A 21,369-nucleotide genomic window follows, 5' to 3' on the forward strand; every position below is an offset into this window, starting at 1 on the left:
GAGCGCCCACCCGGTATCGCCCCCACGGTGAGCAAAGGACGAACGCGCGAATGAGTTCCCGCATCCTGGTGGTCGATGACGACACGGCCCTGGCTGAGATGATCGGCATCGTGCTGCGCACGGAAGGCTTCGACACGGTCTTCTGCGCAGACGGCGCCAAGGCCGTCGAGACGTGGCGGGCGGAGAAACCCGACCTGGTCCTGCTCGATCTCATGCTCCCTGGCATGGATGGCATCGAAGTGTGCACGCGGGTACGTGCCGAATCCGGTGTCCCGATCATCATGCTCACCGCGCGCACCGACACCGCCGACGTCGTCAAAGGCCTCGAGTCCGGTGCCGATGACTACATGGTCAAGCCTTTCAACCCGAAAGAGCTCGTCGCGCGGATCAATACCCGGTTGCGCCCGGCATCGCAGCCCAGCGCCGAGGTGCTGCGGATCGGAGACCTCTCGGTCGACGTCGCCGCGCACGAGGTGCGCCGTGGTGACATGCCGATCGCCCTGACCCCGTTGGAGTTCGAACTGCTGGTCGCCCTCGCCTCCAAGCCGCAGCAGGTGTTCTCCCGGGAGATGCTGCTCGAGCAGGTGTGGGGTTACCACTACAAGGCCGACACGCGTCTGGTGAACGTGCACGTCCAACGTCTTCGCGCCAAGGTCGAGATCGACCCCGACAACCCCAAGATCGTCACGACGGTGCGCGGCGTCGGCTACCGCGCCGGCGCGTTGGAGTAGGCCGGCGTGCCCCCGGCGCGCACCGCTCCGGCGACGGGGCGCATCGCGATCGTCGACTGGCGGTCGTGGCCCGACCGGCTCACGGTGCTGTGGCGGCGATCGCTCCGATTCCGCACCGTGGTGCTGACTCTGGCACTGTCGGCGTTGACGATCGTCATCGCGTGCGTGTGGATGGCACTGGCGATCCAGTCCGATTTGCTCGAGTCGCGTCAGCAGCAGGTTCTGGAAGACGCCCGCCGCGCCACCTCCGAGGTGCAGCGCACGCTCGACTCGGCCGAGCCCCAAGGCAACCAGGCCCAAGTGTCCACTCTCATGGGGGGTGTCCAGAGCGACCTGACCCAGCAGTCCGAGACGGATTCGTTCGCGGTGTTCCGCGTCGGGCCCTCCTCCTCGATCGCGCCGCAGGATTTCACCTCGGGGGTGCTGGTCGACGAGGACATCATCTCCGCAGCCCTGCGCGACCGGGTGCAAGCCGACCCGGAGCTGCAGTGGTGGCAGTACGCGGGTCTGCCGGGGGCGGACGGCGAGGTGCCGGGGATCATCGTCGGCCAACAGTTCGAGATGCCCGACGTGGGTTCGTACGAGCTGTATTTCGCCTACGATCTCGCCGCGGCATCCGAGACCTTGTTGTTCGTGCAGGCGACGCTGTGGATCGTCGGGGTCTTCCTCCTGGTGATGATCGGGGGGATCGCATGGTTCGTGCTGCGGTCGGTCACCACGCCCATCGCCGAAGCCGCCGAGACCAGCGAGAAGCTCGCCGCCGGCCAGCTGAACGTGCGGCTGGACATCCATGGCGAAGACGAGCTCGCCGTGCTCGGCCGGTCCTTCAACGCCATGGCCGACAGCATCGAGTCTCAGATCAAGGAACTTGCCGAGCTGTCGCTGGTGCAACAACGCTTCGTCTCCGACGTGTCGCACGAGCTGCGCACGCCGTTGACGACCATCCGTCTGGCCGCCGACATGATCAACGATCAGCGTGAGGAGTTCGACCCGGTGACCGCGCGGGCCGCCGAATTGCTCAACGCGCAGGTCCAACGCTTCGAGACGTTGCTGACCGATCTGCTCGAGATCAGCCGCTACGACGCCGGGTCGGTGCAGCTCGAGCTCGAGCCGACCAGCCTCGCGCACCTGGCCGAGGATGTCATCGAGTCGATGCGACAGCTGTCCGACCAGCACGGCTCAGACGTGCGCCTGGTCGCTCCCGGGGGATATTCCCCGGTCGACATGGATCCGCGTCGGGTGCGACGGATCGTCCGGAACTTCCTCGGCAACGCCATCGAACACGGCGAGGGGCGCCCGATCGTGGTGACCGTCGACAGTGACCAGAACGCGGTCGCTCTCGGCGTGCGCGACTTCGGACTGGGAATGCGATCCGAAGAGGTCGAGCGGGTCTTCGACCGTTTCTGGCGCGCCGACCCGTCGCGGACACGGACGATCGGGGGCACGGGCCTCGGGCTGTCCATCGCGCTCGGCGATGCGCGGCTGCACGGCGGCGAGTTGGCGGTGTGGTCGGAGCCGGGACGTGGATCGCACTTCGTGCTGACCTTGCCACGACGACCCGGTGAGACGGTGTCTTCGTCGCCCATCCCGGTCGAGGCCGGCGACGACCAGTCGCCCCCGATGGATGCGCTCGGGCTGACGCAACCGATCGACCTGTCCTCGATCGCGGGCGCACCGAACACGGAGGAGGACGCATGATGGGGCCGACGCGACGACTGGGTGCGCTCGTCACCGCCGCGATGCTGCTTCTTCTCGCCGCGTGTGCGGGGCTTCCCACCACGGGCCCGGTCAATCCCGGCATCGCCCCCGGTGAGGAGCCCCCGCCGCCGGACTTCTTCTACATCCCCGAGGGGCCACAGCCCGGCGCGTCCCCCGAGGAGATCGTGCGCGGTTTCGTGGAGGCAGGCACCGGACCGTCCGACAACTGGGCCACCGCGCGGCTGTTCCTGTCGACGAGTCTGGCCGAGACATGGGATCCCACCGCCGGGGTGACCGTCGACGACCGCGGCGATCGCGCCTACGCGGAGCCGGCTGCGACGGAGGTCTCGTTGACCGTCCAGGCGGATGCCACCCTGAACGACACCGGCGCATACGAGACCGGAGCCAGCGGGGTGACCACGCTGGAGTTCCATCTGGCCCAACGCGACGACGGCGAGTGGCGGATCACGGAGGCACCGGACGGGATCGTGCTCGGTGCGGATCAGTTCCCCAACGTGTACGGCGAGTATTCGCTGATGTACTTCGACCCGACCTGGACGTATCTCGTGCCGGATGTGCGGTGGTTCCCGACCATCAACGCCGCGACATGGATCGCGAACGCGCTGGTCGGTGGGGAACCGAGCCCGTGGCTCGCGGAGGCGGTTTCGACGGCGATCCCCGAGAGTGTCACCCTCTCGCGACCCTCCGTCCCCGTGAGCGGTGGAGTGGCCGACGTCGACCTGTCGCGCTCCGCGCTCGGTCTCGAGCAGGACGGGCTCGACCGCATCTACACCCAGTTGCAGGCCAGTCTCCTCGCGACGGGCGTCACCGAGGTGCGGTTGACCGCCGATTCCACGCCGCTCGCGGCCGAGCCGGTCCCGGTGCGTTCGACCCGGGTGAGCACCTCGCCGTTGGTGCTGACCGCGGAAGGGTTCGGTTTCCTCTCCGGCGACGACCTCACCCCGATCGAGGGACTGTCCGCGGCGATGACGCAGGTGGATGCCGCCGCCGCCCAGGTCGCGCCGGATCGCGATGCGGCGGCGGTTTCGACCACCGGCGGCGAGGTCGTGCGCGTGGACGCGGCCGGAGACGTCCTGATCGTCGACGACCGCGCGGGGCTCATCGACCCGTCGATCGATCCGCGTGGGTACGTGTGGAGCGTGCCGCGGGAAGACCCGTCCGGTCTGATCGCGACCGGGGCCGACGGTGTGGCCGTGACGGTGGCGGATGCGTTCCCGGAGAGCACCGAGATCGCGGCGCTGGCGGTCTCGCGCGACGGCACGCGTGTCGCGGCCGTCCTGTCGGCCAACGGGCGGCTCGGCATCCAGGTCGCCGGGATCGTGCGCGACACCGACGGTGTCCCGGTGCGCCTCGCCGACCCGTTCTCCCTGGGGTCGGTCTCCGGCGCGGGTCTCTCGCTCGCGTGGCTGGATGACACGACGGTGGCGGCACTGACGCGATCGGGGACGGATGTCACCCTCGTCGAGCAGGCCGTGGGAGGACCCGGTGCCTCTGTGGCCGCGCCGTCGGGCACGGTATCGGTCGCGGGGGCGAACAGCGACGCGACGGTGCGCTTGCGTTCCGACGATGGACTGCTGTTCGTCCGCCGGTCCACGAACTGGGAGCAGACCGCCGCAGACATCCTGGTTCTCGCCACCCAGCAGGGTTCGCCGTCCTGACCTCTCCTCCCCGGTTCGCAGACGCTCCGCTCCCTCCACAGACCCGGGAGCGGCGGTGACCGGTCGGTCGCCGATCCCCACCATCGGTATATGCAGATCGGGATTCCGGCCGCGGTCCGAGAGGCGCTCGGTGACGTGGGGGCGTTGCTGTTCCCGGTGGAGTGCGCCGGCTGCGGGGCGGGGGACGTCTCCCTGTGCGCGGCGTGCCGGACCGCGCTCACGCCCATGCCGACCGTTCGCACCGTCGCGGGGGCGCGGGTGTGCAGTGCGTTGCGCTTCGAGGGGGTGACAGCGGATGTGATCCGCACGCTGAAGGAGGACGGGCGGACCTCTCTGGCCGGCCCACTGGGTGCGGCCCTCGCGGTCGCCGTGGCACGTACGCGCCCCGGACTGCCCGAGGACGCCGTGTTCGTCCCCGTGCCGTCGTCGCGCGCGTCTTTTCGACGTCGGGGGTTCCGCCCCGTCGAGACACTCATGCGGCGTGCCGGCGTGCCGATCACGAGGGCGTTGCGACCGACCCGCTCCACGGCCGACCAGCGTGGCCTGGAGGTCGCGGAGCGGGCGGCGAACGTGTCGGGCGCGTTCGAGGGGCGGCGGGTGGCCGGTCAGGTCGTGGTCGTCGTCGACGACGTCGTGACCACCGGTGCGACCCTCGCCGAGGCGATCCGGGCGTTGCGTGCTTCCGGAGCACGGGTGGCGGCGGCGGTGACGTTGGCCGACACGCCGCGCCGATCGATGTTCGCCGAACGCGAAGCGGATGCATGCGGGATTCGTACGTGACACACGCGTCGCCCGGGTCTACGGTGGGGGGATCAAGGCGACTGATGGTCCGCCCTTGACCGGGTGGACCGGAACAAGGAGGTCAGGGATGGAAACCAGCATCGTCGGCGTGGGAGTGAATGTGACGGATCGCTTCCGTTCGATCGTCGAAGAGAAGACCACCCGCATCGAGCACCTCGCGACGCGCGCACAGCGCGTCGACGTGAAGGTCACCCACCGGGCATACCACAACGGCCGCATGGAGGACGACACGGTCGAGCTCACGGTCACCGGCAAGGGACCCATCGTGCGGGCGGAGGCGACCGACGGCGACAAGTTCGCCGCTCTCGATCTCGCGGTCGACAAGCTGTGCGAGCAGCTTCGTCGGGCCAAGGACAAGCGCATCGACCAGCGCAACCACCCGCGCGGGGCGAAGTTCGCCAAGGAGAGCGGCGCCCTGAAGGGCATCGACCTCCAGCCGGCTTCGGTGGAGGCCATCCGCGCCGTGTCGACGGGGGAGATCTCGACGGTCGGCTCGGCGGAGGACGAGGAGGACTACAGTCCCGTCGTGATCCGCACGAAGGAGTTCGACGCCGAGTGGATGACCGTCGAAGACGCCGTCGACCGGATGGAACTGGTCGGCCACGACTTCTTCCTCTTCATCGACGTGCGCACAGACCACCCTTCCGTCGTGTACCGACGGAAGGGGTGGGACTACGGCGTGATCTCGTTGACCACGCAGGCCGCGCCGGTGGCTGTCGCATCCTGAAACACACCTTTCGGACACGGACCCCGAGCCCTGCGGCCCGGGGTCCGTGTCGTTCACGCGGGGTACGAGCGCGGCTGGCCCTCCGCGTGGGAGGGATGTGCCGCCGGATCAGTCGAACATGCCGTCGAGCAGACCGCCGATGACGAGGCCGCCGAGGATTCCGCCCATCAGGTCGCCCCCGCCGCGTCCGCCGCGCGGACCGCGTGGGGGACCGCCCCAGCCGCCGTTCCACTGGTCGGGTCCGCCGGGCGGGCGCGAGGAGTCGATGTCGCGTTGCGCCAGCTGCAGAGACTCGCCCGCGAGGAACGCGGCGCGACGCGAGAGCGCCAGGGCCTGCTCCCGGTCGTCTTCGGGGATGTCCGGCGCCGTCGCCGCCGACCCGCCCAGCAGGCGGTCGAGGTCCTGTCGCACCCGGTCGGCCTCGGCCAGGCGTGTGCGCGCGTCGGCGCCGATCCAGCCGCGGTGACCGGCGATCACGTCCCGGGCAACGTGGAGCTGGCGGTCGGCGTCGTCGATCGAGTGGCGCACGTGGGCGAGGTCGGGGATGACGCGGCGCGCCTTCTCCTCGGCGGCGGCGATGGCCGCGTCCAGCGCGGTGTTGGCGTCGCGCAGACGCGTCAGATCGCCGAAGGGGTCGGTCTTCGCGCCCGGGGAGGGCAGGGCGGCGAGGGCGGACTGCAAGGCGGCCATCGCCTCTGCCACGGCGGGTGTCTGCGGTGCCGAACGTGCGGTGACGAGATCTCCGCGGGAGTCCTCCACGATCGCGGCGAGGGTGGACTCGGCACGGAGCGCTTCGATCTCGAAGGCCTCGACGGCGTCGACGAGGGTCGCGGCGCGACGGGCGGCCTCGGTGGCCGTCTCGAGCGCGACGTTCGCCTGCTCCCGTTGCCCCGCATCACGGCGACGCTCGGCGACGTCGGCGCTGTGCTCGGCGAAGCGCAGCAACTGGTCCGCCTCGGCCGGGTTGTCGGCGACCTGGCCGAGCGCGTCCGCGCTGTACCGTTGCGCCAGACGGGCGACGGTGTCCCGGGCTTGGGGGATTCGGCTGCGCAGTCCCTCCGCGTCGCGGCGGACGCCGGCGATGATCTCGGGTGCGCGGCGGGCTCGTTCGATGGGTTCGGCGAGGGCTTCCGTGCGGTCGTCCAGGAGCTCGTCGGCCCACGCGCACAGCTGGACGATACGGGCATTCCGGGTGCGGGACTCCTCCGGGGTGTCCGGGATCTCGTCGTGGTTCAACTGGTGGAGGTGGAAGGCCTCGGCCAGGTGCGTACGCACCGCCTCGAGGGCGTCGCGGAGCTCGGTGGTCGGGCCTGCGCCCAACTCGGCCTCGGCGAAGGCGAGCTCGTCGGTGGTGACGCGGATGCGCTCGTCGGCCTCGACGAGAGCCCGTTGCGCGTTTCGCGCCAGATCGGCGTCCTGCGCGTCGAGTTCTTCGCGTTCGCGTTTGCGTCTGCCCCAGAATCCGGCCATGCCTCGATCCTACGAGCGGCGCGAACGGCCCCCGTCCAGGTTCGCTGAGAGCACGCGGTGTGTGTGCGCTCCTGGACCGGCGCTCAGTCCCGGCCGCGGTGGCGGGTCTTGCGGTCCGTGCGATCGCGGCGGTCGTCGCGGTCGCCCTCGCGGCGTCGGCCCGGTCCGCCGGTGTCGAGACGGATCTCGATGAGGCGACCGGAGATCCGGGTGTCGGCGAGTCGCTCGAGGGTCTCCCGCGGCATCTGCGCGGGCAGCTCGACGAGCGAGAAGTCGGGACGGATCTGGATACGTCCGAAGTCGTCGCGTCGCAGCCCGCCTTCGTTCGCAAGCGCTCCGACGATCTGCCGGGGTTCGACGCGGTGACGTTTGCCGACCGCGATCCGGTAGGTCGCGTAGTCGCCGCCGTCACCCCGTTCGCGGCCTTCTCGGCGTGCGCCGTCGCCGGAGCGGTCGTCGCGGTCGCGCGTCGCCCGTGCCGGACGCGCCGGCTCGGCGTCGGGGTCGAGAAGAAGGGGGGTCTCGCCCTGCGCGACGATCGCGAGGGCGGCGGCCACGTCGACCTCGGGCACATCGTGGTGCCGGACGTAGTGCGCGACGATGTCGCGGAACCGGTCGACCCGGTCGGTCTCGGTCAGCGCGGCCGAGATGCGATCGTCGAATCGCGACAACCGGGTCTCGTTGACCTCGTCGACGCTCGGCAGCGACATCTCGGTGAGCTGCTGGCGGGTGGCCTTCTCGATCGCCTTCACGAGCCAGCGCTCCTTCGGGGTCACGAAAGAGATCGCATCCCCCGTGCGGCCGGCGCGTCCGGTGCGCCCGATGCGGTGCACATACGACTCGGTGTCGGTCGGGATGTCGTAGTTGACGACGTGTGAGATGCGCTCGACGTCGAGGCCACGGGCGGCGACGTCGGTGGCCACGAGGATGTCGAGCTTGCCCGACTTGAGCTGGCTGACGGTCTTCTCCCGCTGAGCCTGCGCGATGTCGCCGTTGATCGCGGCGGCGGAGTACCCGCGCGCGCGGAGTTTCTCAGCGATCTCCTCGGTGATGCTGCGGGTGCGTCCGAACACGATCATGCCGTCGAAGTTCTCGACCTCGAGGATTCGGGTCAGTGCGTCCATCTTCCGCTGCCACGCGGTCAGGAGGTAGCGCTGGGTGATCGTGGCAGAGGTGGTCGTCTTGGAGGCGACGGTGATCTCTGCCGGGTCGTGGAGGTACTGCTTGGACATGCGGCGGATCGCGGCCGGCATGGTCGCGGAGAACAGCGCGACCTGCTTGGTCGTCGGAGTCTCGGCGAGGATCGTCTCGACGTCTTCGGCGAAGCCCATCTTCAGCATCTCGTCGGCTTCGTCGAGCACGAGGTACTTCAGCTCGGAGAGGTCGAGGGTGCCCTTTTCCAGGTGGTCGATGATGCGTCCCGGGGTGCCCACGACCACGTGCACGCCGCGTCGCAGCGCGGACAGCTGCACGCCGTAGCCCTGACCGCCGTAGACGGGGAGGACATGGACGCCATTGAGGTGGCCGGCGTACTTCTCGAAGGCTTCGCACACCTGGAGGGCGAGTTCGCGGGTCGGGGCGAGGACGAGGGCCTGGGGTGTCTTCTGTGCGGGATCGAGGCGATCGACGATGGGCAGCGCGAACGCGGCGGTCTTGCCGGTTCCGGTCTGCGCCATGCCGACCACGTCACGCCCGGACAGGAGCGTGGGGATCGTCTCGGCCTGGATGGCGGAGGGCGTTTCGTAGCCGATCCGGCGGAGGGCTTTGAGGACCGGATCGCTCAGGCCGAGATCGGCGAAGGTCGGCGCGGCGGGCTCGGTGGCGGCGTCGGATGCGGCGGGAGCGTCGGTTTCGGTCACAGTTAAGAGTAGGCGGCATCGCCTGGGAGTTGCCACCGCGATCCGGCGCCCGGCGCGCGGGCCTCAGTCGACCACGTCGGTGCGTGCACGTCCGGTGGGTCGGCCCCGCCGGGGCCGGACGTCGTCGAGGGGGAGTTCGAGCGTCTCATCGGCGCCCTGAGCGAAGCGGGCCCGTGCACGACGGAGCCAGGCGTGCTCGGCGTCGGCGGCGGCGATCATCGCGTCCTGGACCAGCCCCCACGCCTGTCCGGCGGGGCTCGAGGGGTCCTCGCCGGGGAACGTGGCCTGTCGCAGAGCGGACAACCTGTTCTCGCACGCCTGCAGCTGCGCGGCCACGGCGGTGTCGACGTCGACGCCGGGCAGGGTCGCGGCGAGAGCGATCTTGACCGTCGCCTCGTCGCGCGTACCCGGCCCGCGGTCGACGGGGGAGGCGAACCAGTGCGCGACCGCCGCGCGGCCGGCCTCGGTGATGCGCCAGTAGACGTGCCCCTGGGAGCTGACATCGGCTTTGGCGACCAGTCCGTCGCGTTCGAGGCGTTCCAGGGTGTTGTAGACCTGCCCGACGTTCACCGGCCACGCGCCGCCCGTTCGCCGCTCGAACTCGGCACGCAGTTGATACCCGTAGCAGGGACCCTGATCAAGGATCGCGAGCAGGCTCGGGCGCACCGACACGTGGTCTCCGATCCGTTCCGTGGTGATCTGTTTTCCGAGTATATGCATGTCGGGAAAAGGGTGGATCGGCGCCCACAGCGCGCGCGAAGGTCACGGCCGGATAACATGGACGGGTATGCCCGCCGGGCGCCCGATGGCGTGCGCGGGAGTCGACAGCCCGAGAGATGGAGACATTCCGTGGCAAACGCCCTCGAGAAACTGCTTCGCGCCGGAGAAGGCCGCATCCTGCGGCGGCTCCAGCAGACGGTCAAGGCCGTCAACGCGCTCGAGGAGGACTACACCCACCTCACCGACGAGCAGTTGCGCGGCGAGACCGCCGAGTTGCGTGCGAGGCACGAGAAGGGCGAGACCCTCGATCAGCTGCTGCCGGAGGCGTTCGCGGCCGTACGCGAGGCCGCCAAGCGCACACTCGGACAGCGGCCCTACGACGTGCAGATCATGGGTGGTGCCGCCTTGCACCTCGGCAACATCGCCGAAATGAAGACCGGTGAGGGCAAGACGCTCGTCGCCACCCTCCCGGCGTACCTGAACGCCATCGCCGGACGCGGCGTACACATCGTCACGGTCAACGACTACCTCGCCTCCTACCAGTCCGACATCATGGGCCGCGTCTTCCGCGCGCTCGGGATGACGACCGGGACGATCGTCTCGGGACAGACCCCCGAGGTGCGCCGCGAGCAGTACGCGGCCGACATCACGTACGGCACCAACAACGAGTTCGGTTTCGACTACCTGCGCGACAACATGGCGTGGCGCAAGGAGGATCTCGTCCAGCGGGACCACTTCTTCGCGATCGTCGACGAGGTGGACTCCATCCTCATCGACGAGGCGCGCACCCCGCTGATCATCTCGGGTCCGTCGTCGGGGGAGGCGAACCGCTGGTTCGTCGAGTTCGCGAAGATCGCCCGCACGCTCGAAGCCGGCGTGGACTACGAGGTCGACGAGAAGAAGCGCACCGTCGGTGTGCTCGAACCGGGCATCGAGAAGGTCGAGGACTACCTCGGCATCGACAACCTCTACGAGTCGGCGAACACCCCGCTCATCTCGTTCCTGAACAACTCCATCAAGGCACTCGCCCTGTTCAAGCGCGACAGCGATTACGTCGTGATGAACGACGAGGTCATGATCGTCGACGAGCACACCGGGCGCATCCTGGTCGGGCGTCGCTACAACGAAGGCATCCACCAGGCGATCGAGGCGAAGGAGGGGGTGCCGGTCAAGGCCGAGAACCAGACCTTGGCGACCGTCACCTTGCAGAACTATTTCCGCCTCTACGACAAGCTCGGCGGCATGACCGGTACGGCGGAGACCGAAGCGGCCGAGTTCATGTCCACCTACAAGCTGGGGGTCGTCCCGATCCCCACCAACAAGCCGATGATCCGCAAGGACCAGTCCGACCTCGTGTACAAGAACGAGGAGGCGAAGTTCCGACAGGTCGCAGAAGACATCGCCGAGCGCCACAAGGCCGGTCAGCCCGTGCTGGTGGGGACGGTCAGCGTCGAGAAGAGCGAGTACCTGTCGCGGCTGCTGGCGAAGAAGGGCATCAAGCACGAGGTCCTCAACGCGAAGAACCACGCCCGCGAGGCCGAGATCGTCGCCCGCGCCGGTCGCCCCGGGGCCGTGACGGTGGCCACCAACATGGCCGGTCGAGGCACCGACATCATGCTCGGCGGAAACGCCGAGTTCCTCGCGGTGCAGGAGATGAAGGCCAAGGGCCTGGACCCCCACGAGACGCCCGATGAGTACGAAGCCGAGTGGGACGCCGTGTACGAGGCCATGCGTGAGCGCGTGGCGGAGGAGGGACAGGCGGCACGCGAGGCCGGCGGGCTGTACGTGCTCGGCACCGAAAGGCACGAGTCGCGTCGAATCGACAACCAGCTCCGCGGGCGCTCGGGACGTCAGGGCGACCCCGGCGAGAGCCGCTTCTACCTGTCGCTGACCGACACGCTCATGCGTCTGTTCCAGTCGGGCGCCGCGGAGGCGATCCTCTCGCGCACGAACTTCCCCGACGACGTCGCGATCGAATCGAGCATGGTCTCCCGGGCCATCAAGAGCGCGCAGTCGCAGGTCGAGGCGCGCAACGCCGAGGTCCGCAAGAACGTCTTGAAGTACGACGACGTCCTCAACCGCCAGCGTGAGGCGATCTACGCCGACCGCCGCCACATCCTGCACGGTGACGACATCGCCGACCGGGTGCAACACTTCATCGAGGACGCGGTGGGCGCCGTCATCGACGACCACACCGGCACCGGCCACAACGAGAGCTGGGACTTCGACACGCTGTGGACGGAGCTGAAGACGCTCTACCCGGTGAACGTCACCATCGACGAGGTCGTCGCCGAGGGGGCCGGACGCAAGGGTGGCATCACGGCCGAGGGGCTGAAACGGGAGATCCTCTCCGACGCGAAGATCGCCTACGACGCGCGCGAGCAGAACCTGGGCTCGGAGGCGATGCGCGAGCTGGAACGACGCGTCGTGCTGCAGGTCCTCGACCGTCGTTGGCGCGACCACCTCTACGAGATGGACTACCTCAAGGACGGCATCGGCCTGCGCGCGATGGCTCAGCGCGACCCGCTGATCGAGTATCAGCGCGAGGGATACCAGATGTTCCAGTCGATGATGGGGCAGATCAAGGAGGAGTGCGTCGGCTACCTCTTCAACCTGGAGGTCGAGGTCCGCAAGGCCGCCGACGGCGAGCAGGTCACCCAGGTCGAGGCCAAGGGCCTGGCGGCCACGCCGGCGGACGCCCAACGTCTGCAGTACTCCGCGGCCAACGACGCCGGTGAGGTCGAGGTCCGCAACGAACGCGGTCAGGTGCAGCAGGCAGAGACCACGCGCGTGCGGCAGGCCTCGCAGGCTGCGCAGCCTGCGGCCGCCGAAGCCCCGCGTGGCGCCTTCGGGCAGAAGACCGACGGCGCCGAGGTCGCCCCCGCGCCCCAGAACCGCGCGCAGCGGCGCGCGTCCGGCAAGAAGAACTGATCGCCCGCGGTGCCACCGGCATCCGATTGGCCCCGTGGCCGACCCGGTGGCGCCGTGACGGCGACGATAGAGTGATCCGATGAGTCCGCTGCGCCCCCTCGACCAGTCGAGCAAGCTGAAGAACGTCCTCTACGAGATCCGTGGACAGGCGCTCGTCGAGGCCGACCGGCTCGAGTCCGAGGGGCACACGATCCTCAAGCTGAACACGGGGAACCCCGCCGTGTTCGGCTTCGACGCGCCCTACCAGATCGTGCGCGACATGATCGAAGCCGTTCCGTACGCGCACGGCTACAGCGACAGCCGCGGGATCATGTCGGCCCGTCGTGCCGTGATGTACCGCTACGAGGAGATCCCCGGGTTCCCGGCTTTCGACCCCGACGACGTCTACCTCGGCAACGGCGTGTCCGAACTGATCACGATGGTCATGCAGGCGTTGCTCGACGAAGGGGACGAGGTCCTCATCCCGGCGCCGGACTATCCGCTGTGGACGGCGATGACCAGCCTCGGAGGCGGCAACCCGGTCCACTACATCTGCGATGAGCAGAACGGGTGGGCGCCGGACCTCGAGGACATCCGCTCGAAGGTCACCGAGCGCACCAAGGCGATCGTCGTGATCAACCCCAACAACCCGACCGGTGCGGTGTACAGCCGTGAGGTGCTCGAGGGGATCGCCGAGATCGCGCGCGAGAACTCGTTGCTGCTGCTGGCGGACGAGATCTACGACCGCATCCTCTTCGACGAGGCCGAACACATCCCGATGGCCTCGGTCGCCCCCGACCTGCTGTGCCTGACTTTCAACGGTCTGTCCAAGACCTACCGCGTGGCGGGCTTCCGCTCGGGATGGCTGGTGGTCACCGGGCCGAAGACGCACGCGGACGGGTTCCTCGAGGGGATCACCCTGCTCGCCTCGACCCGTCTGTGCCCCAACGTCCCCGCCCAGCACGCCGTACAGGCCGCGCTGTCCGGGGTGCAGTCGATCGACGCGCTCATCGCCCCCGCCGGGCGTCTGCACGAGCAACGGGATGCGGCGTGGAAGACGCTCGAGTCGATTCCGGGTGTCTCGTGCGTGAAGCCGGCCGGTGCGCTCTACGCCTTCCCGCGGCTGGATCCCGAGGTGTACGAGATCCATGACGACCTCAAGCTCGTCTACGACTTCCTCGTTGCCGAGCACGTGCTGTTGGTCCAGGGGACCGGCTTCAACTGGCCGACGCCCGACCACCTGCGCATCGTGACGCTTCCCGAGGCCCGCGTGCTCACCGAGGCCATCGAGCGACTGGGCAACTTCCTGTCGTCGTACAAGCAGTAGCGGGCATCACAGCAGGGCGAGGGAGGTCGCCCGCCAGCGTCCGTCCATGCCCTCCAGCCGGATCGCGATGGCCCGCGTGCGCGCCGGGCCCCTCACCACGACGACTGCCTCGACCGCGCCGTCGGCGGGGGAGGAGTGCCGCACCGACAGCACGCTGTGGACGGGGCGGGAGGCCGGGACGCCGCGGGCGTTGCGCGCGCGGGCGGCGAGGTTCGCGCGGGTCAGCAGCACCCGGTACACGTCCTCGGTCATCCATCGCGCGAGTTGCTCGATCTCACGCACACCCGACATCACCTCCAGAACGCCGACGCTGAGGTTCCGCAACAGTTGCGTCGGCTCGGGCAGGTCGGTCGTGGACGTCGGCTGCGGAGCGAAGTACTCGGAGACCGCCGTGGCGCTCCATGGTGCACGGACGACGCGCGCTGCGCCCGAGGTGTTCTGAGCCATGGCCCCCTGCTCTCCTGTCGGTCGATCTGTCAGCAGTAGAGCACACAGGCGATGTTCAGGAACCGGCCGGAGGGCGCCTGTGGACAACTTCTCATGGAACCCTCATTTCGCCGTAGGCTCCCTTGCGTGCGCTGGGAACGGTTCTTCGACGACCTCGAGGATGAGCTCGCGTCGGAGTGGGAGGCCGAGCGCGTCGCCGTCGAGACCGAGGCCGAGCGGCTCCGCCTGTCGCGGGTGGACCTCCGGCACCGACTGCGTGCGCTAGCAGGGGCGGAGGCCGCCCTGGTGTTCGACTTGGTCGACGGTTCCGGTCTGCGCGGCGCGGCCGCCGGCGTCGGCGCCGACTGGGTCTCGGTGCTCCCGTCCGATGGCGGCGGCGCCGTCCTGGTGCCCCTTCATGCGGTCGCCGCTATCACGGCCTCGCACCCGGAGCTGCTCCGGTCGGCCCGCGCCGGCGAGGAGGGGTCGGCGTTGGCGGACCGGATGACCTTCGGTTTCGCCGTGCGCGACCTCGTGCGACGTCGAACGCCCCTGGGCGTGCACCTGATCTCCGGGAGGCGGCTGCACGGCACGATCGATCGGGCCGGCGCCGACCATCTCGATCTGGCGCTCCACGATCCCGGGAGTGCGCGCAGAGCCCATGCGGTCACCGGGTATCGCGTCATCCCGTACTCCGGCGTCGCGCGCATCACACTCGAATCGTCCGACACGCTGCGCGTGGGATGATCGCGCGTCAGTCGGGGTTGCGGACCGAGCCGGTGCCCCACAGCTCGGGGAAACTCGCGGCGTTCGATTGGCGCCACAGTGCCATCCGCCGGGCTTCTTCGGCCTGATCGTCCAGGTACGCGGCGACGCTCGACTCGTCGATCCGCCACCGTGCGGGCGAACCGACACGCATCCCGACCAGCCGTCCCTCCTCGATCAGGGCGATGACCTCGCCCACCTCGATCGCGAGGACTTCGGCCACCTGCGCGGGGGCGAGCAGCCGGGTTCCGGCGGCAGGGGTGTCGGGCATGTGCCCATTATCGACCCCGCCGGGGTGCGGGTTCGGGGTCTCGCGAGCGTGTTGTGGATAACCTCCGGACCCCTTGCGCGTCCTGCGTCACGATGGGGGCATGACCAGCTCCGATACCTCCCGTGTCCGGCGGGCCCCGTGGGTGGACGTGCGGTTCCTGCTCGGCATCGTGCTGATCGTCGCCTCCATATCCGGTGTGTGGTTCGTCGTGTCCGCGGCCCGGCAGACGGCCCCGATGATCGCCGCGGCCCGCACGCTGACGCCGGGCGAGGTCATCACCGCGACCGACGTGCGTGTCGTCGATGTCGCGCTGGGCACCCTCGACGAGGCATACCTGGCCCCGGACGAGCTGACGATCGGCGCGATCGCGACGCGCACGGTGAACGCGGGAGAGCTTGTCCCCCACGACGCCGTCGGCGCGGGGGAGGATGCGGCGACCACCGTGGTCGTGCTGACCAGTTCCACCGATGTGCCGGCCTCCGTCGACGCCGGATCTATCGTCGAGGTGTGGGCGGCGCCGTTGCTCGAGCGTGGCGTCTACGACGCGCCCCGCATCCTGGTTCCCGACGCGACGGTGGTCTCGGTCGGTCGAGACGACGCGATGGTCGGGCGGGGGGAGGTCTCGCTCGAGGTGGTGATCCCCCGTGCCGACGTCGCCGCGGCGTTGGCCGCCATGTCGGACGAGTCCGCGCTGTCGGTGGTGCCGGCGGTCGGCGGTGGCCGATGAGGGCGCTGCTGGCCGTCGACGAGACGGGGGAGTCGTTCGCGGCCGACCTGCGCGGCGAAGGCGTGGACGTCGTCGCGGTCGTCGCGGCCGACACGCCGGCGTCGGCCGCGGCCGATGGGGCCCTCGGGGAGGAAGGCGACGTCTTCTTCGCGGCACTGGCCGAGGTCGAGGTAATGATCCTCCGCGTCCGACGCGCCACCCTGACCGATGCGGTGGTCGGGCTGTGCGATCGGCGGGGCGTCCGCATCGTGGCGCTGGTCGGTGATGACGACGATGAGCGCGTCGCGCGCTCGTTCGGCCTGCTGACGACGATCCCCGTCTCCGGCGGTCCGCCCGCGGTCGTCGACGCGCTGCCGGAGACCGGCCACCTTCCTCCGCCGCTGACGGCTCCGGCCCCGGACGGCCCGCGGACGATCGCGGTGTGGGGTCCGCACGGCGCGCCCGGCCGGTCGACCCTCGCGATCGAACTGGCGGTGGAGCTCGCACGCGGCGACCGCCGGGTGTCGCTGGTGGACGCGGACGCCCACGCGCCGTCGATCGCCCTCGCGCTGGGGCTCGCCGATGAGGGACCGGGGTTCGCCGCCGCGTGCCGTCAAGCCGCACGCGGAACCCTCGACGCGCGCGAGCTGACACGCATCTCGCTGCCGCTGGAACGTACCGGCGTCGACGTGCTCCCCGGGATCAATCGGCCCGGGCGCTGGCCCGAGCTCGCCGAGGCGCGTGTCACCGCCGCGTTGGAGACGTGTCGGACATGGGTGGATCACACCGTGGTCGATGTCGCGGCGTCGTTGGAGCAGGACGAGGAGATCATGAGCGACCTCGAGGCGCCGCGCCGCAACGGGGCCACGCTCGCGGCGCTGCGCTCGGCCGACATGGTGGTGGCGGTCGCCGCCGCCGACCCGATCGGCATCGCCCGATACCTCCGGGGGCATGCCGAGCTGCGCAGCATCGTCGGCCAGACGCCGATCGTCACGATCGCCAACCGGTTGCGACCGGGAGCGCTGGGCATCGACGCGCGCGGACAGGTGCGGCGCACCTTGGAGCGGTTCGGCGGTGTCGCGGACGTGCATTTCCTCCCCTTCGACGCGAGGTCGGCGGACGCCGCTCTCCTGGGCGCGCGACCGATCACGCTGGCGGCGCCCCGCTCGCCACTGGTCGCCGGCATCCGACGGGTGGTCGGCGAGGCGATCCTGCCGCGGCAGGCGCGCGCGGCCGACGCGCCGGAACGCACCGGTCTGCGTGTCCGTCGCGGACGCCGACCGCTCGGGGTGACCTCTTAGGCTAGAGGCGTGTCGACCCTCAGCGATCTCGTCTATTCCCAGGGCCTCTCCGACGATGCGGACGTCGAGTGGCTCCATCGTCTCGCCGGTGACGGTCAGCTTCTGGCCGACCTCGCCTTCGCGGACATCGTGATCTGGGTCCCCACCTCCGATGACTCCTTCGTCGCTGTCGCGCACGCGCGTCCGAGCGGTGCGGCGACGCTGTTCTACCGCGACATCGTCGGAGATCGGGTACGTCCGCAGTGGCGCACGCAGGTGCGCGACGCCTACCGGGGCGGCGAGATCGTCGACTCCGCCTCTCCGGACTGGTTCGAGGAGACCCCCACGCGCGTGCGTGCGGTGCCGATCGTCCGGTCCGCGGACGGTGAGTCGACGGCGGTCGGCGTGCTCACCCGCCACACCAACCTGGGGGAGGCCCGCACCCCCTCCCGTCAGCAGATCACGTTCAACGATTGCGCCGACGAGCTGTTCGGCATGATCTCCTCGGGGGATTTCCCCGACCTGTCCGCTCCGACCGCCCCGCGCCGTGGTGCGCCGCGAGCATCGGACGGGCTGGTGCGTTTGGACGTCGACGGGATCGTCACGTTCGCCAGCCCCAACGCCCTGTCGGCGTTCAACCGCCTCGGGTTCGAAGACGAGCTGGAGGGGGAGCCGCTGGTCGAGGTCACGACGCGGATCCTCCCGGAGAAGCACCAGTTCGACGAGTCCCTGCCGCTGGTGGTCACCGGCCGTGCGCCGTGGCGCACTGACGTCGAAGCCCGAGGGGTCACCATCTCCCTGCGCACGATCCCACTGCGCGACCGCGGAAGCCGCATCGGGGCGATCGTGCTGTGCCGAGACGTCACCGAGATCCGGCACCAGGAGCAGGAGCTGATCACCAAGGACGCGACGATCCGAGAGATCCACCACCGGGTGAAGAACAACCTTCAGACGGTCGCCTCGTTGCTGCGCATCCAGGCCCGCCGGTCGCACACCGATGAGGCGCGGGACGCGTTGACCCACGCGATGCGTCGCGTGGCGGCGATCGCCGTGGTCCACGACACCCTCTCCGAGGGGTTGACGCAGGTCGTCGATTTCGACGACGTCTTCGACCGGGTGCTCAAACTGGTCGCCGAAGTCGCGGCCTCGCCGAGTACTCGCGCCCGCACCCGCAGATCGGGTCGCTTCGGGACGCTGCCCAGCGAGTACGCCACGCCTCTCGCCCTGGCCCTCACCGAGCTCGTCACCAACGCGGTCGAGCACGGCCTCGCCGGCCGCGAGGGAGAGGTCGAGATCATCGCGGAGCGCACCGACGAGCAGCTCGAGGTGCGCGTGCGGGACACCGGCGCCGGGCTCCCCGAGGGGCAGGTCGGGCGAGGGCTGGGCACGCAGATCGTGCGCACCCTCATCCAAGGTGAATTGAGTGGTTCGATCGACTGGCACACGCTGGTCGGCAGCGGAACCGAAGTGACGATCGAGATCCCGCTGCGCTACATCCGCGGCGCGGGGGCGTGACCGGTCGCGTCAGCTGGCGCGGCGGGCGCGGGCGGCACGACGCTTCAGCGCGCGACGTTCGTCCTCGCTGAGCCCGCCCCACACGCCCGAGTCCTGACCGGACTCCAGGGCGTACTGCAGGCAGACCTCCGTGACGGTGCACCGGGCGCACACGGCCTTGGCCTTCTCGATCTGGTCGACCGCAGGGCCGGTGTTGCCGACCGGGAAGAACAACTCGGGGTCGACGGTCAAGCAGGCGGCCTTGTCTCGCCAGTCCATGGTGGTGCTCCTTGCGACGATTTGGTGGGGGGATGACCAAAGGGCCGGATCGGGTTCCGGTACCCTGTGATGATGCGAGCAAGAAGCTCGCCCCACGGCGCTGTGGGAGCACACGGCTCCGAAGATCCTCCCATAGCACACGAGTCGAATCAAGGGTTTACCACTGGGTTTCGCGGAGGTTTCCTCTCACATTCGCTGAGCGGCCACGCTCCGGCGACCGAGGGACGGCACGGACCGGACGTCCTTGACAGCATGGAAACGGAAGAGGTCCCCGCACGATGAGACGAGCCGGAACGAGGCCCTACGCCGCAGCCGGACTGGCGATCGAGGCGGTCGGCGTCGCCGCGCTCGTCGGCTGGCAGATCGTCGCGCTCTCCAGCGGCGACACCACCTCGACGGTGTCGGCGATCGCCCTCGCCGTCCTCACCGCGATCGGTGCGGCGGGATTGTTCGGGTTCGCCGTCGCCGTCTACCGAGGGTCATCGATGGCGCGCTCGGGCGGGATCGTCGCGCAACTGCTCATCCTCGCCGTGGCGTTCGGTGCGGCCACGGGGGAGTACGCGCACCCGCTCACCGCGATCGCGATCGCGGTGCCCGCGGTGGTCGAAGGGGTGCTGCTGGTCATCACCTCCGGCCAAGCCGCCCGCGCGGAGGCGGGTGGGGACGACGCGGCCGCCTGACCGGCCGCGGAGTCAGTCCAGTCCCAGCAGCTTCCTGATGCGCGCGACGTGGCCCGTGGCCTTGACGTTGTACAGCGCGTGCCGGACCACGCCCTCGGCGTCGATGATGATCGTGGAGCGGATCACGCCCTCGATCTTCTTGCCGTAGTTCATCTTCTCGCCCCACGCACCGTATGCCTCGTGGACGGCATGGTCGGGATCGCTCAGGAGGTCGTAGGTGAGCCCGTCGCGCTCGCGGAACTCGCGGAGCTTCGGGAGGTCGTCGCGCGAGACCCCCAGAACGCGGTATCCGGCCGCCTGGATCGGGGCCAGCGAGTCACGGAAGTCGCAGGCCTCGGTCGTGCATCCCGGGGTCATCGCGGCCGGATAGAAGAAGAGGATGGCCCCGGTGCCGCGCAGGTCGGACGAGGACACGGAGCCGCCGTCCTGGTCGGTGAGGCTGAAGTCGGGTGCGGAGTCGCCGGGCTCGAGGCGGTTCGTCGTCATGCTTCCAGGGTACGTGTCAGCTCCGGTCGGCGAAGGTCGCCAGGAGCCGTTGCAGGGAATCGAGTCGTGCGGCCCCGCGCGGGCCGAGCCGGTCGACGGCCTCGGCGATGGCGCAGTCCGGCGCGTCGGGGAGGTGGGTGCATCCTCTTGGGCACTCCTGCGCGAGCTCGTCGAGGTCGCGGAATCCACGCAGCAGGTTCGCCGGTTCGACGTGGCCGAGGCCGAACGAGCGCACACCCGGGGTGTCGATGACCCACCCCCGGCCTTCGCCGTCGCGATAGCGAAGACTCACCGTCGAGGACGACGTGTGGCGCCCGCGCCCGGTGACCACGTTCACGTGTCCGGTGGCGCGTCCGGCGGTCGGGACGAGCGCGTTGACCAGCGTCGACTTGCCGACCCCCGAGTGTCCGACGAACACCGTCGAGTGCCCGACGAGAGCGGCGCCGACCTCCTCGACGGGCATCCGGTCGCGCGCGCTGGTGAACACGCGCAGATCGAGCCCCTCGAAGTGTTCGAGGAACCGACGCGGGTCGGCCAGGTCGGTCTTGGTCACGACCATCAGGGGACGGATCCCCGCATCCAGGGCGGCGACGAGATAGCGGTCGACCAGCCGCTCGCGGGGTTCGGGATCGGCGGCGGCGACCACCACGAGCATCTGATCGGCGTTGGCGACGACGATGCGCTCGACCTGGTCGGTGTCGTCGGCGCTGCGGCGCAGGAGCGAGGTGCGTTCCTCGATCCCGACGATGCGTGCGAGCGTGCCTTCGGACCCGGAGGTGTCGCCGACGACGCGGGCGCGGTCGCCGGTGACGATCGGGGTTCGGCGCAGTTCGCGGGCCCGCGTGGTCAGCGCCGTGTGCTCGTCGGGTCCGTCCTCGTCGACGAGCACGGTGTATCGGCCTCGGTCGACACCGAGGACACGGCAGACCACCGCGTCCTCGTGTGCGGGCCGCCGCTTCGTGCGCGGGCGGTTCGCTTTCGGGTTGGGGCGGACCCGCACATCCGTTTCGTCGTACTCGGGCTCGTCCTCCTCGTCGAAGTCGTCGAGCCAGCTCACCGC

Annotated in this window: 20 protein-coding genes; 12 read left to right on the forward strand and 8 right to left on the reverse strand. The window is 69.8% G+C overall.

Features of this window, described 5'->3' with window-relative positions; translation table 11 throughout:
• Positions 1-50: 50 nt before the first annotated feature.
• From mtrA to hpf, 5 genes are all read left to right on the forward strand, one after another.
• Positions 51-731, forward strand: a complete 681-nt coding sequence (gene mtrA, locus ABD204_RS08450) for an MtrAB system response regulator MtrA (protein WP_194425072.1) — start codon at positions 51-53, stop codon at positions 729-731.
• 6 nt (positions 732-737) lie between these two features.
• Positions 738-2,429, forward strand: a complete 1,692-nt coding sequence (gene mtrB / locus ABD204_RS08455; RefSeq protein WP_194425073.1) for an MtrAB system histidine kinase MtrB — start codon at positions 738-740, stop codon at positions 2,427-2,429.
• Positions 2,426-4,108: an LpqB family beta-propeller domain-containing protein gene (locus tag ABD204_RS08460; RefSeq protein WP_194425074.1), complete on the forward strand. Its 1,683-nt coding sequence runs from the start codon at positions 2,426-2,428 to the stop codon at positions 4,106-4,108. The genes mtrB and ABD204_RS08460 overlap by 4 nt, the downstream gene beginning before the upstream one ends.
• A gap of 90 nt (positions 4,109-4,198) precedes the next feature.
• The gene (locus tag ABD204_RS08465; protein WP_194425075.1) at positions 4,199-4,888 is read left to right on the forward strand and encodes a ComF family protein; all 690 of its coding nucleotides are present in this window, start codon (positions 4,199-4,201) and stop codon (positions 4,886-4,888) included.
• Positions 4,889-4,976: 88 nt separating this feature from the next.
• Positions 4,977-5,636 carry a ribosome hibernation-promoting factor, HPF/YfiA family gene (gene hpf / locus ABD204_RS08470; RefSeq protein WP_194425076.1) on the forward strand — a complete coding sequence of 220 codons (660 nt, stop codon included), beginning with the start codon at positions 4,977-4,979 and terminating at the stop codon, positions 5,634-5,636.
• 108 nt (positions 5,637-5,744) lie between these two features.
• Here the strand turns inward: hpf and ABD204_RS08475 are convergent, their stop codons facing one another.
• The 3 genes from ABD204_RS08475 to ABD204_RS08485 all read right to left on the reverse strand — a co-directional run bounded on the left by ABD204_RS08475 (position 5,745) and on the right by ABD204_RS08485 (position 9,685).
• Entirely contained in the window at positions 5,745-7,106 is a 1,362-nt protein-coding gene (locus ABD204_RS08475; protein ID WP_194425077.1) for a coiled-coil domain-containing protein, read from the reverse strand.
• Positions 7,107-7,189: 83 nt separating this feature from the next.
• Positions 7,190-8,965 (reverse strand): DEAD/DEAH box helicase, encoded by a 1,776-nt coding sequence (locus ABD204_RS08480; RefSeq protein WP_194425078.1) that lies wholly within the window; start codon positions 8,963-8,965, stop codon positions 7,190-7,192.
• A gap of 63 nt (positions 8,966-9,028) precedes the next feature.
• Positions 9,029-9,685, reverse strand: a complete 657-nt coding sequence (locus ABD204_RS08485; protein WP_206697519.1) for a PadR family transcriptional regulator — start codon at positions 9,683-9,685, stop codon at positions 9,029-9,031.
• Positions 9,686-9,814: 129 nt separating this feature from the next.
• Between ABD204_RS08485 and secA the strand changes: the two genes are divergently transcribed.
• Entirely contained in the window at positions 9,815-12,616 is a 2,802-nt protein-coding gene (gene secA, locus ABD204_RS08490; RefSeq protein WP_194425080.1) for a preprotein translocase subunit SecA, read from the forward strand.
• Positions 12,617-12,695: 79 nt separating this feature from the next.
• Positions 12,696-13,922 carry a pyridoxal phosphate-dependent aminotransferase gene (locus ABD204_RS08495; protein WP_277816694.1) on the forward strand — a complete coding sequence of 409 codons (1,227 nt, stop codon included), beginning with the start codon at positions 12,696-12,698 and terminating at the stop codon, positions 13,920-13,922.
• Between the two features lie 6 nt (positions 13,923-13,928).
• On the opposite strand, the gene ABD204_RS08500 is transcribed toward ABD204_RS08495, so the two are convergent.
• Positions 13,929-14,369, reverse strand: a complete 441-nt coding sequence (locus tag ABD204_RS08500; RefSeq protein ID WP_194425081.1) for an Rv3235 family protein — start codon at positions 14,367-14,369, stop codon at positions 13,929-13,931.
• A gap of 126 nt (positions 14,370-14,495) precedes the next feature.
• Between ABD204_RS08500 and ABD204_RS08505 the strand changes: the two genes are divergently transcribed.
• Positions 14,496-15,095: a hypothetical protein gene (locus ABD204_RS08505; protein ID WP_194425082.1), complete on the forward strand. Its 600-nt coding sequence runs from the start codon at positions 14,496-14,498 to the stop codon at positions 15,093-15,095.
• A gap of 7 nt (positions 15,096-15,102) precedes the next feature.
• Here the strand turns inward: ABD204_RS08505 and ABD204_RS08510 are convergent, their stop codons facing one another.
• Positions 15,103-15,384: a helix-turn-helix domain-containing protein gene (locus ABD204_RS08510; protein WP_194425083.1), complete on the reverse strand. Its 282-nt coding sequence runs from the start codon at positions 15,382-15,384 to the stop codon at positions 15,103-15,105.
• A gap of 100 nt (positions 15,385-15,484) precedes the next feature.
• Between ABD204_RS08510 and ABD204_RS08515 the strand changes: the two genes are divergently transcribed.
• From ABD204_RS08515 to ABD204_RS08525, 3 genes are read left to right on the forward strand one after another with little or no spacing between them, the layout of a single operon-like run.
• The gene (locus tag ABD204_RS08515; protein WP_194425084.1) at positions 15,485-16,111 is read left to right on the forward strand and encodes an SAF domain-containing protein; all 627 of its coding nucleotides are present in this window, start codon (positions 15,485-15,487) and stop codon (positions 16,109-16,111) included.
• Positions 16,108-17,391, forward strand: a complete 1,284-nt coding sequence (locus ABD204_RS08520; RefSeq protein ID WP_194425085.1) for a CpaE/TadZ family protein — start codon at positions 16,108-16,110, stop codon at positions 17,389-17,391. Before ABD204_RS08515 ends, ABD204_RS08520 begins: the two co-directional genes overlap by 4 nt.
• Positions 17,392-17,400: 9 nt before the next feature.
• Positions 17,401-18,885 (forward strand): sensor histidine kinase, encoded by a 1,485-nt coding sequence (locus ABD204_RS08525; RefSeq protein ID WP_194425086.1) that lies wholly within the window; start codon positions 17,401-17,403, stop codon positions 18,883-18,885.
• A 9-nt stretch (positions 18,886-18,894) separates the two neighbouring features.
• On the opposite strand, the gene ABD204_RS08530 is transcribed toward ABD204_RS08525, so the two are convergent.
• Positions 18,895-19,143 (reverse strand): WhiB family transcriptional regulator, encoded by a 249-nt coding sequence (locus ABD204_RS08530; protein ID WP_194425087.1) that lies wholly within the window; start codon positions 19,141-19,143, stop codon positions 18,895-18,897.
• Positions 19,144-19,421: 278 nt separating this feature from the next.
• Between ABD204_RS08530 and ABD204_RS08535 the strand changes: the two genes are divergently transcribed.
• Complete coding sequence (locus tag ABD204_RS08535) at positions 19,422-19,823, forward strand: histidine kinase (protein ID WP_194425088.1); 402 nt, start codon at positions 19,422-19,424, stop codon at positions 19,821-19,823.
• Positions 19,824-19,835: 12 nt separating this feature from the next.
• On the opposite strand, the gene bcp is transcribed toward ABD204_RS08535, so the two are convergent.
• Entirely contained in the window at positions 19,836-20,309 is a 474-nt protein-coding gene (bcp, locus tag ABD204_RS08540; protein ID WP_194425089.1) for a thioredoxin-dependent thiol peroxidase, read from the reverse strand.
• 16 nt (positions 20,310-20,325) lie between these two features.
• Positions 20,326-21,366 carry a ribosome small subunit-dependent GTPase A gene (rsgA, locus tag ABD204_RS08545; RefSeq protein ID WP_194425090.1) on the reverse strand — a complete coding sequence of 347 codons (1,041 nt, stop codon included), beginning with the start codon at positions 21,364-21,366 and terminating at the stop codon, positions 20,326-20,328.
• Positions 21,367-21,369 lie beyond the last annotated feature (3 nt).

This window comes from Microbacterium aquimaris, assembly GCF_039531285.1.
Taxonomy (GTDB): domain Bacteria; phylum Actinomycetota; class Actinomycetes; order Actinomycetales; family Microbacteriaceae; genus Microbacterium; species Microbacterium aquimaris.

Excerpts from the sequence above, each read along its gene's own strand:
- mtrA (WP_194425072.1), top strand. The coding sequence starts at position 51 with ATGAGTTCCCGCATCCTGGTGGTCGATGACGACACGGCCCTGGCTGAG.
- ABD204_RS08460 (WP_194425074.1), top strand. The coding sequence starts at position 2,426 with ATGATGGGGCCGACGCGACGACTGGGTGCGCTCGTCACCGCCGCGATG.
- ABD204_RS08465 (WP_194425075.1), top strand. The coding sequence starts at position 4,199 with ATGCAGATCGGGATTCCGGCCGCGGTCCGAGAGGCGCTCGGTGACGTG.
- hpf (WP_194425076.1), top strand. The coding sequence starts at position 4,977 with ATGGAAACCAGCATCGTCGGCGTGGGAGTGAATGTGACGGATCGCTTC.
- ABD204_RS08475 (WP_194425077.1), bottom strand. The coding sequence starts at position 7,106 with ATGGCCGGATTCTGGGGCAGACGCAAACGCGAACGCGAAGAACTCGAC.
- ABD204_RS08485 (WP_206697519.1), bottom strand. The coding sequence starts at position 9,685 with ATGCATATACTCGGAAAACAGATCACCACGGAACGGATCGGAGACCAC.
- ABD204_RS08495 (WP_277816694.1), top strand. The coding sequence starts at position 12,696 with ATGAGTCCGCTGCGCCCCCTCGACCAGTCGAGCAAGCTGAAGAACGTC.
- ABD204_RS08500 (WP_194425081.1), bottom strand. The coding sequence starts at position 14,369 with ATGGCTCAGAACACCTCGGGCGCAGCGCGCGTCGTCCGTGCACCATGG.
- ABD204_RS08510 (WP_194425083.1), bottom strand. The coding sequence starts at position 15,384 with ATGCCCGACACCCCTGCCGCCGGAACCCGGCTGCTCGCCCCCGCGCAG.
- ABD204_RS08515 (WP_194425084.1), top strand. The coding sequence starts at position 15,485 with ATGACCAGCTCCGATACCTCCCGTGTCCGGCGGGCCCCGTGGGTGGAC.
- ABD204_RS08520 (WP_194425085.1), top strand. The coding sequence starts at position 16,108 with ATGAGGGCGCTGCTGGCCGTCGACGAGACGGGGGAGTCGTTCGCGGCC.
- ABD204_RS08530 (WP_194425087.1), bottom strand. The coding sequence starts at position 19,143 with ATGGACTGGCGAGACAAGGCCGCCTGCTTGACCGTCGACCCCGAGTTG.
- ABD204_RS08535 (WP_194425088.1), top strand. The coding sequence starts at position 19,422 with ATGAGACGAGCCGGAACGAGGCCCTACGCCGCAGCCGGACTGGCGATC.
- bcp (WP_194425089.1), bottom strand. The coding sequence starts at position 20,309 with ATGACGACGAACCGCCTCGAGCCCGGCGACTCCGCACCCGACTTCAGC.